Raw genomic sequence first — 14396 nt, 5'->3', positions numbered from 1 at the left:
CACGTCTTTGGAACCCTCAAGGCCTGGATGGGATCAACCCATTTCCTCATGCGAACCTTGCCAAAGGTCGCTACTGAAATGAGCTTGTATGTATTGGCTTACAACATGAAGCGGGCAATCAAGATCACGGGCGTAGCGAAGTTGATGCAGGCCATCGCAACCTGACCGCAATCATGCACATGAGTCTGCTTCGTAGCGAACCAATGCGGATCGCGACTCCAGTTTCTGGTTTTCACACAGCCTCGGTCGAAAACAGACATCCACGTATCTGGGTGGGTATGCGATCAATGGCGGACACTTTATGGGTAAGTGCACCAAGTGTGGCTGAAAGCATGATTTGACCGCGTCTGGAGAGCATAATTTGGCCGGGACGCTGTAACCGACTGATGCAACGGACGTTCTTGAAGCTGGACTCTCTTTTGAGTGCTCGCTCGGCAGTCTCTACGGCATCCAAGCCGGCTTGCGGGATAACTAAGGTGTCTGACCTTATCCCCGTATTTGTAGCGGCCTAAGGTAGAGCCATCGGCAGTTTAGGAGTCATCCGCATCATCTCGGCAAACAGCGCTGGTGGGCTGTTTTCCAACGATGAGTGCGGCCGGAAATGATTATAGTCGTATCTCCAAGATTCGATCTTTTCACGGGCATCTTCCAGCGAAAGAAACCAGTGCGTGTTAAGGCATTCGTCGCGAAGCGAGCCATTGAAAGATTCGATAAATGGGTTGTCAGTCGGCTTGCCCGGGCGCGAGTAGTCCAGCGTGATCCCATGGTCGTAGGCAAAGCGATCCAATGTCATCGATATGAATTCCGGCCCGTTGTCGACCTGTATCCGAGCGGGCACCGCGCGTCTGAAGCGAAGCGTTTCGAGCACGGCAACGACCTCTTCACCGCGCAAATTCTGCGCCACCTCGATCGCGAGGCATTCGCGCGTGAAATTGTCGACGATGGTTAGCGCACGGAAGCGGCGACCATCGAAAAGCGCGTCGGACACGAAATCCATGCTCCAAAGCTGATCGGGCCCGGTGAGCAATGGCCTGTCCAGCCGCATCGCTGCTGCCTTGCGCCGGCGGGGCCGCTTCGTGCGCAGATTCAAGCCCGCCTGCACATACAAACGATGCACGCGCTTATGGTTCACAGGCCATCCTTCACGTCGAAGCAGAACATAGATCCGCCGCATACCATATCGAACTCGCACCTCGGCAATTTCACGCATGCGCTTGATCAGTGGCGCATCCTGCAGCGGGCGGCTGTGGCGGTAATACCAACCCGTCAAGGACAATCGCAAGAGGGCGCAGGAGCGACGTATGCTCACCCCATAGGCTTTCTGCAGATGACCGGCCAGCGCTTTGCGCTGGGCCGGTCTCAGAGCTTTTTTTGCAAGGCATCCTGCAGCATCGCCTTGTCCAGGCTCAGGTCCGCCACGAGCTGCTTGAGCTTGCGATTTTCCTCATCCAGCTGCCGTAGGCGACGCAGTTCCGACACGCCCAGGCCGCCGTACTTCTTCTTCCAGTTGAAGAACGTCGCTTCGCAGATCCCCATCTTTCGACAGACTTCCGCCACCGTCGTGCCGCTCTCGGCCTGGCGGAGGGCGAACGCGATCTGCTCTTCGGTATATTTGGTCTTCTTCATGGCAAAACAGCCTCCTCATGAGGGTCAGTTTCGCCGAAAACTCTACTTTGAAACGCTACAAATGGCAGGGATAAGGTCAAAACTTTAACTGCTTTGCATAGTCCGCAGGCGTCAGGCCGCCCAGTGCTTTCTTTGGTCGTTCTTCGTTGTATTCCCTGCGCCATGTTTCGATCTCGGTACGGGCGTGCAACAAGCTTGGGAACCAGTGCTCGTTAAGGCATTCGTCGCGGAAGCGCCCGTTGAACGACTCGATGTAGGCGTTTTGGTCGGCTTTCCTGGCTCGATCAGGCGCAGTTGCACACCCCGCTCGTGTGCCCAAGGTGGTGTTGCCGCGAATAACTGTCGCGAATTGCAAGAAATAACTGTTGAAGATCTAGGTGGTTTGACAGTTATAGATTGTAAATTACATCGAAAAACTGTCATTGTTCCGAGGGTGTGCGCTCTAATCGATTGAAAATTTAGGTAAATCATGTCTTCATGAGGTGGCTGCGCGCTAGTAGAGGTACGTGTTTGACCGCAGCGCAGAGTGGCCGAAGTGGCCCTACTGCACCTCTTGATATATATGCATATCTTGATAAAAAGATTTGGGGTAGCTAACGAGGCTTACACGCACTACATAAATATGGAAATGACCGGTAAAAGTGGTCTCGCTTTGAAGCCCCACTTCTTAGCGCTGCGTCAATCTTGTGTGAAATATTGCCAGGCCGATTTTTTACGCGAGAAGTCCTGGTGTGGTGCTAACGTTGAACAGAGCCTGTGGCACCGGGGATCCTGCGCTGGGTAATTCTTTGCAAATACGTGTTCGGCTCTTTATTGCTCGTGCCGTGAACGGATCGTGCAGAATTGGGCGCTAACCGTGATCGAATTCATGCGTCGATTAGTTGGGCCCCAAAGACGTGTTAAGTGTTTCTTTGAACGGACTTGAATGTGAGTAGCCCCTTATCCTCGTTAACATTTTGAGTTGGAGGCGAACATGGATAACGATCAGTTGGTCGTCGCCGTAAACAAGCTACGTCTGCATATCAAATCGGATCCCGATTTATCCGAAAAATTTGGTCAGCTTATTGACGAGGCGTGCAAACGGGCTGGGATCGCGATGCCTGCTGAGTTTTATGAGGGACTCATCATTGTCCATCATGCAGAGGTGGATAGTGAGTTCTCAGTCGTAATACTTCCTGTTGGCTCTCAATGCGGCCTGTAGTATGTCGGATACTGTTATTGCCACTTTTAAGAGTGGGATTATAAGGTGCAAGACGTTAATCCAAGAGCGAGTTGCTCAAGTGGCTGGCGAGCTCCGCAGCGTTGAGTGGAGGCCATCCACAGTTGGTCAAAAGCATAATGTGTTTCAAGTAAAGGAGTTGGTGGATACATCTCAGCGGGACGCACTATCCGCAGGATTTGATCACGCAGCAAGTATTGCAAGTTCACTTATTAATGAAGTTGCGCCCCGAGCAAATGCATTGGTGCGAGAGTATTGGGGTATCACGCCCGCGTCTGTGTCTTCAGCACAGTTCACGATGTACAAGATTGGGCACTTCATTAGTCCCCACAGAGATTCCGGCTCTGCGTATCCTGATCGTCTATTTTCTGTTGTTACCTATTTAAACAGTGATTACTCTGGCGGAGAAATAGTTTTTCCATCCCTTAATAGGTCATATCATCCAGAATGTGGAACTTCACTCATCTTTCCTTGCGAAACTGTGCACGAAGTGCGCCCTGTTCTATCTGGCATGAAGCAAATTTTTCTATTCTTTTTAAATAGACAGCCGCGTCCTCGGCCGTTACTGGGCTGAAAAAAACAGAACTGGGATAATGCGCTTTATTGGGTTTGGGCGGACATCAACCTGTGATGAACGGCTTTGAAGGATTCCAGATAACGGATGACGATCTCACTGCGCCTTTCAGCGATCAGTTCCAGAGCAGTTCGATGGTTTAGATCTTGAAGGCGTTTTTTACCATCCATAGAGCGACTTTCCCCAGCGCGGGCTCGTAGCCCTCAGCTTCGGTTCCTTCGCCACGGCAGGCATCTTGCGCTTGACACGGCCTCGCGCCTCCCGGACTTGATCTGGGGGCTCGAATAACCCCGCGCAGCTCCCGTGGGCTTTTCCGTACCCATCCGCCAGAATAGACGTCATTCGATGTAGGTATTGGCCCGCGATAAGGGGATCCGGGATGACGCAGTTACGCTCCAATTTCACACACTTGGCTGGCCTGCAACCTGATATGGCTCGGTTGGGTGTGAACGCCGAGCGCTATTTCGCCGAAGATCCCAACACTTGCCTGCTCAAACTGCGCCAATTTGCGGAATTATTGGCCCAGCAGGTGGCTGCGCGGACCAATACGGTCATCCCTAGCGACGACACGCAGGCCAGCCTGCTGTCCCGTCTGCGAGGCACTGGCTACCTGCCCCGTGAAACGGCCGACCTGTTCCATTGGCTTCGGAAGGCGGGCAACGATGCCAACCACCAATGGGCCGGTAACCACCGCACCGCTCTGGACGGTCTGAAGATCGCCGCCCAGTTGGGTTTTTGGTTCCATCGCACGTTTTCCGACCCCGCTTTTAAGGGGGGCGCTTTCATTCCGCCGGAGGCGCCCAAGGATGAATCCGAGGCTCTCAAGAAGGAGCTGGAAGACCTTCGCCGCACCTTGCAAGCCGAAGCCGAAAAGTCGCAGAGCGCTGCCCAGCAGGCCGCCGCCGCCCAAGAAGAAGCGAAGGTGTGGGCCGAGCTGGCGCAGGAAAGCAGCGACAACGCCGCTGACCTGAAGGCCCAGCTCGCCGTGCTTCAGGCGCAGGCTTCGCAACAGGCTGCGGACTACTTCACCGGGTTGCAAAGGAGCGCCGAACAGGCGGCCTCCCTGATCTCGCTGGACGAGAAGGCCACCCGTGAAATCATCGACCAGCAGCTACGCGACGCGGGATGGGAAGCCGATAGCCGTCAATTGCGCTTTAGCAAGGGGACCCGCCCGGAGCCGGGCCGTTCTGTTGCGATCGCCGAATGGCCTACCGCCAACGGCCCGGTCGACTATGCCCTCTTCATTGGTACCGAATGCGTGGCGGTGGTCGAGGCCAAACGCAGCAGCAAACACGTTGCTTCTGCCATCGACCAGGCCCGCCGCTACGCCGCGGGCATGACCCACGAGCATGGTGAGCCCTTGCGTGCGCAGTGGAATGAGTTCCGCGTCCCGCTGGCATTCGCCACCAATGGGCGGCCTTTCCAGCAGCAGTTCAAGGAGGTCAGCGGTATCTGGTTCTGCGACCTGCGCCGACCGCAGAACCTGCGCAAGCCTTTGGATGGCTGGTACACCCCGCAGGGTGTGCGCGAATTGCTCGAGCAGGACATCGACGAGGCCGAGCAAAAACTGGACGGCTTCGGCTTCCAGTACGGTTTTCCGCTGCGCGATTACCAGCGCAAGGCGATCCTTGCCGTTGAAGGTGCCATCAAGGAAGGCAAGTCGACCTCCTTGGTGGCCATGGCTACCGGCACCGGCAAGACCAAGACCTGTATTGCGCTGGTGTACCGGCTCCTGAAAGCCCAACGCTTCCGTCGGATTCTGTTTTTGGTTGATCGCACAGCACTGGGTGAGCAGGCCGCCAATGCGTTCAAGGAAACGCAGATGGAGTCCTTGCAGCGATTCGCTGAGGTGTTCGGAATTAAAGAGATCGACGAGCAGCGACCCGACGCAGACACCAAAGTCCATATCGCCACTGTGCAGGGGCTGGTCAAGCGCATCCTGTATTCGGACGGTGAAGGTTTACCGGTCGATGCCTACGACTGCATCGTGGTTGATGAATGTCACCGTGGCTACCTGCTCGACCGTGAGATGAGCGATACCGAAGTCGCCTTTCGCGACGAGAAGGACTACATCTCCAAGTATCGTAGGGTGCTTGACCACTTTGACGCGGTAAAGATTGGTTTGACTGCTACGCCGGCCCTGCACACCACTGAGATTTTCGGCCGAGCGGTGTTCGTTTACTCCTATCGCGAAGCCGTGCTCGATGGCCACCTGATCGACCACGATCCCGCTGAACGGATCATCACGGAGTTGAGCGAGAAAGGCATCCACTACAAGAAGAATGACGAGGTGCGGGTGTACAACCCCAGCTCGGGCGGCGTGGATCTCTTCAAGACGCCCGACGATTTGAATTTCGATGTTGGTGAGTTCAACCGCAAGGTCATCACCGAGTCGTTTAATAAGGTGGTCTGCGAGGCTTTAACCGATCGCATCAATCCGGCGGGCCCAGATAAAACCCTGATCTTCTGTGCCACCGACGTTCATGCCGACATGGTGGTTGGCCTTTTGAAGGACGCTTTCGACGCCAAGGGTATCGAGATCGAAGACGACACGGTGCTCAAGATTACGGGCAGCGCGGACAAGCCCCTGCAGCAGATCCGCCGCCTGCGAAACGAGCGTCATCCCGTCATCGCCGTCACGGTAGATCTGCTGACCACTGGCATCGATGTGCCGGCCATCAGCAATCTGGTGTTCCTGCGCCGCGTAAACAGCCGCATCCTTTACGAGCAGATGTTGGGCCGTGCCACTCGCCGTTGCGATGAGATTGGCAAAGAAGTGTTTCGCATCTTCGACGCTGTAGACCTTTACGCCACTCTCGAACCGGTGAACAGCATGAAGCCGGTCGTGCAGGACCCCAACATCGGCTTTGCCCAGTTGGTGCGCGAAATCACTCGGCACACTGGCAGTGATATTTCACAGCTGGCCCGTGATCAGCTACTTGCCAAATGGCAGCGCAAGAAGCGGCATCTAACCGAAACCCAGGAGCGCGCGCTTAAGCAGGCGGGCCATGGTCCGCAGGACTTCGCCAAGTTTTTGAAAGACACCGACATCAAATCCTTGGCCGAGTGGTGGCTCCAGCGCGCTGGCTTGGCAGAACTCCTCGACCAGAAACGCGACGTGCCTGCTAATCCGGTGGTCGTGTCCAGCCATAAAGACAAACTGGTGGATGTCGTGCCGCACTACGGCAAGCCGGAGGACTACCTCGAACGCTTCACCCAGTTCGTCCAAGAACAAAGCAATAAACTTCCTGCCTTGTTGGCCGTGGTCACACGCCCTCGCGATCTGACTCGCAAGGACCTGATGCAACTGGTTACCGCACTGGAAGGCGCAGGTTTCGATGAACGCTCGCTCACCTCGGCGTGGACGCAGAAATCCAATCACGAAATCGCCGCCCGCCTCCTTGGCTTCGTACGCCAAGCTGCGCTGGGCGATCCGTTGGTACCCTACGATCAGCGCGTGGACAAGGCCGTGCAGACCTTGATCCAGCAACGTAGCCTGACCCGCGTTCAGCAGGACTGGCTCAAAAACCTAGCCAAGCAGATTAAGGCCAATATCATCCTGGACGAGGCGGCCATCAACGAAGGCCCCTTCCGGGAACAGGGCGGCTTCCGCCGCCTCAACCAACTTTTCGAGGGCCAGCTCCACGAAGTGCTCGCCGACATGAATGAGGCCATCTGGCAGCAACAGGCCAGCTGACCGCTGCCATCAGGACACAATGAACAACTTGAATACCGACATCGTTTCCAAGCTCTGGAACCTTTGCAACGTCCTGCGGGATGACGGCGTGACTTACCACCAATATGTCACCGAACTCACGTACCTGCTCTTCCTCAAGATGGCGAAGGAAACTGGTACCGAGGAAAAACTGCCCAAGGGCTACCGTTGGAACAATCTGGAAGCCAAGGCTGCACCGGAGCGGCTGGAGTTCTACAAGGTGATGCTGATTCATCTTGGCACGCACGGCGCCATTCTTACGCAGGAAATTTTTGCCAACGCTAACTCCTTCATCAAGAAGCCCACCACGCTCACCCAACTGGTGACGGCCATTGATGAGATCGACTGGTACTCGGCCAAGCAGGAAGGCCTTGGTGACCTTTACGAAGGCCTTCTTGAAAAGAACGCCAACGAGAAGAAGTCCGGTGCTGGCCAATACTTCACCCCGCGCATGCTGATCGACAGCATGGTCCGCCTAATGCAGCCGAAACTGGGTGAGGTCATCCAGGATCCGGCAGCTGGTACGGGTGGCTTTTTGATTGCCGCCAACCACTATATCCGCGAGCACAACGACATGTACTCGCTAGATGCGAAAAGCTACAAGAAGTACCGGCGGCAGTTTCACGGCATGGAATTGGTGCCGGACACACATCGTTTAGGGTTGATGAATTTGATGCTGCATGATCTCGAGTCGGACGAGGACACTGGCATCCGCTATGGCGACACGTTATCCAGCGAGGGTCAGCAACTGCCCAAGGCCGACTTGGTGCTCACCAATCCACCGTTCGGCACCAAGAAAGGTGGTGGTGGTCCGACTCGCGATGACCTTACCTACCCAACCAGCAACAAGCAGCTGGCGTTTCTCCAACATATCTACCGCACGCTGAAGCCAGGCGGCCGCGCTGCTGTAGTGCTACCGGACAACGTGTTATTCGAGGGCAACGTCGGTGCCGACATCCGACGCGACCTAATGGACAAGTGCAATTTGCACACCATCCTTCGTTTGCCCACGGGCATCTTTTACGCGCAGGGCGTGAAGACGAATGTGTTGTTCTTCACCCGTGGCGAGAAGGACAAGGGCAACACCAAGGGAGTTTGGGTCTATGACTTGCGTGCCAATATGCCTCAGTTTGGTAAGCGCACGCCGCTGACGCGCGAGCACTTCGCCGAATTTGAGAAGAACTATGGAGCCAAGGTGAATGGAACAAGCAAGCGCAAGGACGCCGGAGTCGAAGGTCGTTTCCGTCACTTTACGCGCGACGATGTCGCGGCACGCGGCGATAGTCTCGATATTAGTTGGCTGAAGGACGACAGCGATTCGGCAAGAGGTGATTTACCGACCCCAGAGGCGTTGGCGCAAGAGGCCATTGCAGAACTGGAAGGAGCGATGGAAGAGTTGCGCAATATTCTTGGCGAACTCGGCGTGGAGGAAGAAGCGGTATGAGTGAGCTTCCGCTGGGTTGGGTCTCTGTGCCGATCGGAGACCTTTGCTCGCTTAAAAATGGGCGAGCTTTCAAGGCATCCGAGTGGGCAATCGCCGGGCTTCCGATCGTTCGAATCCAGAACTTGAACAACCCCGCCGCGCCGTTCAACTACTTCTCTGGAGAGGCGGAAGAGCGCTATCAGCTCACGGGTCGCGAACTTCTTTTCGCGTGGTCTGGCACGCCTGGCACTTCGTTCGGTGCCCATGTCTGGCATGGTGGCAAAGCTGTGCTCAATCAGCACATCTTCCGTGTTGATTTTGACGCGTCGAAGATTGATAAGCGATTTTTTCGCTATGCCATCAATCAGAAGCTTGACGAGCTCATCGACATTGCTCATGGCGGAGTTGGGCTGCGACACGTTACAAAAGGCACTTTCGAGAGAACTAAAGTTGCGATCCCGCCACTCCGCGAACAAAAGCGCATCGCCGATAAGCTCGATGTGCTTCTGGCGCGGGTAGATGCAGGTCGTGCTCGGTTGGATCGAATTCCTGAGTTGTTGAAGCGATTTCGCCAATCTGTGCTTGCTGCGGCGATCAGTGGAGACTTAACGGAAGATTGGCGTAAAGGTAAGTCCGCCGCCTGGGCGTCGACTAATGTGCAGTCAATCGCCAAAGTTGGCACTGGCTCAACCCCGCTACGGTCAAACGCAAAATTTTTCTCGGCAAGGGGAACTCCGTGGATAACGAGTGCAGCGACGTCTCAAAGAATTGTCACCGAGGCTAACGAACATGTAACTGAGGATGCAATCAAAGCTCACCGACTGAAAACATATCCAGTCGGAACGATCCTCGTTGCAATGTATGGCGAAGGAAAAACTCGCGGCCAAGTGACTGAGCTAGGTATTCCAGCGACAGTCAATCAAGCATGCGCTGCGGTTATCGTGGATGAAGCTAAGGCTGACAGGCTCTACGTGCGACGAGCGTTGGAGTCCAATTATTACGAGATGCGAGATCTGGCCGAAGGTGGGAATCAGCCGAACCTCAATCTGAACAAGATAAAGGAGTTTTCCCTTCCACTCCCGTCCTTGAGCGAGCAACGTGAAATTGCCTATCGCGTTGAATCTCTGTTCGCAATCGCCGACAAGGTGCAGGCCCAATATGAGGCTGCTCGCGCACAAGTGGATAAGCTCACTCCTGCACTCCTCGCCAAAGCGTTCCGCGGCGAACTCATTCAACAGGGTCGGACGGATGAGTCTGCCGAGCAACCTCTAGCTCGGACTGGGGTTGACTTGAATATCACAACGTCTTTGAAGCAGAAGCGCGGATCCAAGACCCAAGTCCGAAAGCAACCCAAGGCTAAGCGTGCGTAATAAAAGGTATGCCTTTAACTAAGGTTCTAGGCGGGGTCTGTCTCGTGTGCGGGATACGCTGAGTCCGTTTATAGCCTAGAGCTTGTGCCTCGTAATCGCAGCAAGATTTGATGTCGCGCTTTCGACTAAGTAGTTAAGGAGGCATGTGCATGCATGACCTGCGCGCATGCCCTCGAAATCGACAGCAGGCAGTGCAATCGTGAAGCAAGCTGGGGAGCGTAAGTAATTGGAATCACTCATTACGCCGGCCAGAATATGCCGGACTGTCCATCATATTCTGGCCATTTCGGCCAATTTATGCCGGAATCCACAGCACCAAGAACGGCAGCGCGTTCAAAGTGGTGGCCCACCATCATTCGAATTATCTGTCTATCTTTTTGAAAAAAAGAATATTTTTTGCGTCACCAAGCAACTGTTACTCACAATCTTACTCACTTTTTCGCACGCAATGAACAGTACGGCCAGTTGCGTGCTCCATAGTCACTGCTTGGTTCTGGCGCGCTTAGGCCGTTTTTCCTTGTCAACGAAATCGAAAGGCTTATGGTCCTGGCCCTTTTCGGTTAGATGCGCCTCAAACGCAAGGACATCTTCGGCTGAAAGCGGCTTTCCACTGATGAGGTGCACAAGATCCCCTAACTCCAAACCTTCAAACCCGCTTGCGTCGAGCTTTATCGCTAGCATCAACCTATCCTCTTTGTCGCCTTGATAGTAACGCTCCCACCAATCGGCGATAGATAAAATGCAGGACAAGCCCTTGCTAATAAAGTCAGGCGACTTCCGTTCATCATAAACGTCAGGTACAAATTCTTTACGCAGCTTGCCTCTTTTTCGGTCGTGGTGAAGTGGAACAAATTTCGCTGCGTTACGAATGCTTCTGGATGGATAAGCATTCTTATCATTTTCTAACAGCCATGCCTTGACATCCTGCAATCTCTCAACGCTAGACTTTTTCGTTGTCAAAGATCCGAGTTTGTTGTGCACATAGGCAGCTTGATACATCCAATAGAGACCAGGCATTTCTTTCTCGTGCGTGAAAGGATAGGGGCAATGAGCCCGTCCACGCTTTTTAAGAGCATCCTGCATCATTGACTCAATGTCTGCGATTTCAAAGTGCAAATCGCTTTCGTCGATCTTGATCGTGACAACAACTTTTTCCTGCCGAATGTCACGAAGCTTCGTCATGAGGGAGTGGGGAATTTCTGGAATGTCCTGGATTGTTAGGCGTGAGGCACCTTCGAATCGGCCTTCAGCTGGCTCAGATGAAGGAGTCTCTTCTGCATTCCTGAGCAACTCCACCCACTCCCTACGCATCTCCCATTCCTTCATATTCAATTCAAAATGTCTCTTCGCCTCCTCCCAACGATTCCTATCAATAAGTTCAACCCGATCGAATTCAACTTTTTCCACTATCAGGTTCTTGGGGGACGATAGTCCTCCACATTCAAAACTCGAGACGGACGCCTCCCCAAATACAGCAATTTCTTCCAAGATCGATTCTTCAAGACGAAGATAGGCAAGATCATCGTAGAGCCCTTCAAAGGCAATTTTTTGATCTGGACTAATCGACGAGTGGTAGTAGCGATATACAAGCTGGCTCGATGTGTCGATCTTGATGTAAACCGGAATCTTCCTTCGCAAACATAGCTCGACAGGGGTCTCGTCTGATTCGACGATCTTCGACCACTCGACCGCTGCATAGCCCAATATTTTTCGCATTTCTGCCTCTATCGCTTTTAAGGCTTACGCTCAAATCGTAGGTAATCCGTCAATGTCCTATTCTCGATTATCTCGTCATGCGGGATTAGCAGATACTTCCAGGGCTTGCCGCTAACAGTCGCAGCATGGTCGGATGCCATGTTGCACCATCGTGCCGCCGCATCTGCCTTTGCCTGAACCTCAGCAGTTTGCATGTCGTCCTTCTTCTTGGTCTCCACCATCAAGATGAGCATGTCGGTTTCCACCACGAAGTCAGGAACGTACTCTGGCTGCTCGATGCCCAGCTTGTAGTACAACTGGAACTGCCCCTTGGCGGGTTTGAACCACTTCTGCGCATCACGTTCAAGAATGACAGCGAAGCGACGTTCTGAATCCGAATCGAATTTCTGAATTGGGTACAGACATTTTTTGAAGCCGCCGAACAACATTTGCCTGATACGGCCGAGATCCTCCACGGTATCGCGATAGCTGCGAGGTTCCTGGCCCGCTGTAGTCGTGTAGTTACAGGGCTTGAGTTCGGTAAATCCGCGACTGACCTGCACGTCGTAGTCGGTGGCCTCTTCCCAGAAATGCGCCATCATCTGCGCGTGGATCGCGCGCGCGATCAAGCGTCGATCTCGGTCCAGTACGTTAATGGCTTCTGCTTCCGACAGGTAGTTGTGCAGGTGTTGAACCATCTGACCCGCCAAGTCGTAAAGAAGGTCGGAATGGGTGGTGTAGTCAATATCGTCGAAATCCAGCAGCGCATGGACGATGTAGTCCTCGGGTCGCTGCTCCTTGAGGCCAATCTCGGCTGCCAGGACGAATTGTTCATTAGTGCGAAGCGTCTGACCGACGATTTCACGCTCACCCGGTTGCAGGTGGAGCTGGCTCACATCAAGCGTGAACGGACGGAAGCCTGTCGTGACCTCCCCCCTCGGCACCACAGCGATGCGCGGAATGTCGATGGTTTGTTGCACCACGACTTCCGTGGTCCTCGCAACCACGACAGACAAATCAAGCAATGAATCAGACGCCAACAAACCGCCTTGCATTGGCCTCAGCAGTTCAGCGACTTTCGCTGCAATGACGGCCTGCACCTCCGGCTTGAGCAATGCGTTGCTAGTAGGAACTTGCTCACGATTGATTTCCAGCTTATTAATGACTTCTAGCACCGTACGAGCAGCTTGCTTCTCCGCGTCAGTGGTGAATATAGGTATTGGCGAAGGCGCTAACGCGGAAGCTGTCGTGCCACTAGTCGTAGCAGGCGATAGGTTGACAACCGGAACACCCGCCAATCCAAGTCTTGCCTCCACTTCAGACACGATCTGCACGCTTTCCTTTTTATCATCAGCGCTGGGAGCATCTAGGATGATCTGCTTCAAGCGGATCGGCGAATCACCACGGTTGGCTTCGTCGATGATTTCCTGAAACTTGTCGTGAGCCACGATATTCAGCCGATCTACGATGGCTACGCCCGTGCGCTTACCATAGGGAAGTCGCAGACCTCGACCGATGCTTTGCTCAATCAGCGTGCGCGCATTGGCAGCGCGCAGCGGAACGATGGTGTAAAGGTTCGTCACGTCCCAGCCTTCCTTGAGCATGTTGACGTGAATAACGATCTCTGTCGGTTCGTCCGCGCTTTCGACAGCCAGCAGACGGGTAATCATTTCTTCTTCCTCCGCACCTGAACGGCTGGAATCGACTTGGATTACCTTGCCCTTGTAACGGCCGTCGTAGAACGCACCCGACTCCAGCAAGGACAGCAATTGGCCGGCATGTGTAGTGTCACGTGCGATCACCAGCATGAAGGGTTTGACTGGTTTTACGCCGTTTTCTCGGGCGTAGGTCAGCAATTCTACCTTCGTGTTTTCGTGCAGGCGGACGCCGTCTTCCAGCTTGATCTTCTCGACTTCCTCCGAAGTATGCGACTTGGCGTCAAAATTACGCTGGGTGACGACAGCAGGCTCCTTGACGAAGCCGTCTTCCATCGCCCGAGCCAGAGGGTAATCCATCACCACATTCTTGAACGGCAGCAGCCCTTTGCCAGATTCGACGAATGGTGTGGCGGTCAGCTCCAGCCCGAAAAGCGGCTTCAGCTCGTTGACAGCGCGCACGCCCGCGCTGGCGCGATAGCGATGCGATTCATCCATCAATAGCACCAGATCGGAAAGATTTGCCAGATGGTTAAAATAGCTGTCGCCAAGTACCTCTCGCATCCGCTTAATGCGTGGCTCCTTGCCGCCACGCACTTCGGAATTAATCTTGGAGATGTTGAAGATATTGATGCGAATTTCACCGAATAATTCGCCGCCCGCGATGTTCTGTTGGTCGTAGTTGTCGCCCGTGATGACACGAGGCGCATTAATGGCGAATTCGCCTACGCCCCTGAATACATACTTCGGTGCGTTCGGGGTGAAGTCAGTGATGAGCTTGTCGTAGATGGTCAGGTTCGGGGCCAGCACGAAGAAATTATTGATGCCGTGCGCCAGATGCAGATAAGCAATGAACGCACCCATCAGGCGCGTCTTGCCAACACCGGTAGCAAGCGCGAAGCACAGCGAAGGAAACTCGCGCTCGAAGTCTTCCAGGGTGACATATTGCGCCTTCAGCGTGGACAGAATCGCGCCAACATCACGTTCGTGATCGAGCATTTCCGGTGCAGTATCCAGCGCCATTTGCAGACGGCGGAGCGATTCGGCTTGTGGCGGGCGCAGGGAAAGGCGGCCCGTGACGTGGTGCAGTACGCGAGAACTCACTTCTCATCCCCCGGT

At 54.3% G+C, this 14396-nt stretch carries 8 protein-coding genes and 2 pseudogenes; 6 read left to right on the top strand and 4 right to left on the bottom strand.

Annotated elements, in window-relative coordinates; genetic code table 11:
* Positions 1 to 165, top strand: a pseudogene (locus tag ISP19_RS03455) (IS5/IS1182 family transposase); the annotation flags it as partial.
* Positions 166 to 508: 343 nt separating this feature from the next.
* On the opposite strand, the gene ISP19_RS03450 reads toward ISP19_RS03455, so the two are convergent.
* Positions 509 to 1626 (bottom strand): IS3 family transposase gene (locus tag ISP19_RS03450; RefSeq protein ID WP_204679884.1). Its coding sequence is split into 2 segments (ribosomal slippage): positions 509 to 1374 and positions 1374 to 1626, totalling 1119 coding nucleotides; the frame shifts between segments, so codons are not numbered across the junction.
* Between the two features lie 76 nt (positions 1627 to 1702).
* A pseudogene (locus ISP19_RS03445) lies at positions 1703 to 1944 on the bottom strand (integrase core domain-containing protein); the annotation flags it as partial.
* Between the two features lie 655 nt (positions 1945 to 2599).
* Between ISP19_RS03445 and ISP19_RS03440 the strand changes: the two are divergent.
* From ISP19_RS03440 to ISP19_RS03420, 5 genes are all read left to right on the top strand, one after another.
* Positions 2600 to 2827, top strand: coding sequence for a hypothetical protein (locus ISP19_RS03440; protein ID WP_204679882.1), 228 nt, complete (start codon positions 2600 to 2602; stop codon positions 2825 to 2827).
* A 1-nt stretch (position 2828) separates the two neighbouring features.
* Positions 2829 to 3419, top strand: a complete 591-nt coding sequence (locus ISP19_RS21590) for a 2OG-Fe(II) oxygenase (RefSeq protein WP_204679880.1) — start codon at positions 2829 to 2831, stop codon at positions 3417 to 3419.
* A 379-nt stretch (positions 3420 to 3798) separates the two neighbouring features.
* A complete protein-coding gene (gene hsdR / locus ISP19_RS03430) occupies positions 3799 to 7116 on the top strand; it encodes a type I restriction-modification system endonuclease (protein WP_204679878.1) in 3318 nt (1105 codons plus the stop codon).
* A 19-nt stretch (positions 7117 to 7135) separates the two neighbouring features.
* Complete coding sequence (locus tag ISP19_RS03425; protein WP_204679876.1) at positions 7136 to 8578, top strand: class I SAM-dependent DNA methyltransferase; 1443 nt, start codon at positions 7136 to 7138, stop codon at positions 8576 to 8578.
* The gene (locus tag ISP19_RS03420) at positions 8575 to 9927 is read left to right on the top strand and encodes a restriction endonuclease subunit S (protein ID WP_204679874.1); all 1353 of its coding nucleotides are present in this window, start codon (positions 8575 to 8577) and stop codon (positions 9925 to 9927) included. The genes ISP19_RS03425 and ISP19_RS03420 overlap by 4 nt, the downstream gene beginning before the upstream one ends.
* Before the next feature lie 480 nt (positions 9928 to 10407).
* On the opposite strand, the gene ISP19_RS03415 is transcribed toward ISP19_RS03420, so the two are convergent.
* Together ISP19_RS03415 and ISP19_RS03410 are read right to left on the bottom strand one after the other, a co-directional pair.
* Positions 10408 to 11643 carry a hypothetical protein gene (locus tag ISP19_RS03415; RefSeq protein ID WP_204679872.1) on the bottom strand — a complete coding sequence of 412 codons (1236 nt, stop codon included), beginning with the start codon at positions 11641 to 11643 and terminating at the stop codon, positions 10408 to 10410.
* Positions 11644 to 11660: 17 nt separating this feature from the next.
* The gene (locus ISP19_RS03410) at positions 11661 to 14381 is read right to left on the bottom strand and encodes a DEAD/DEAH box helicase family protein (protein ID WP_204679870.1); all 2721 of its coding nucleotides are present in this window, start codon (positions 14379 to 14381) and stop codon (positions 11661 to 11663) included.
* Positions 14382 to 14396 lie beyond the last annotated feature (15 nt).

This window comes from Dyella flava (assembly GCF_016904955.1).
Classification (GTDB): Bacteria; Pseudomonadota; Gammaproteobacteria; order Xanthomonadales; family Rhodanobacteraceae; genus Dyella_B; species Dyella_B flava.
This window is presented reverse-complemented; position numbering and strand designations above follow the sequence as displayed.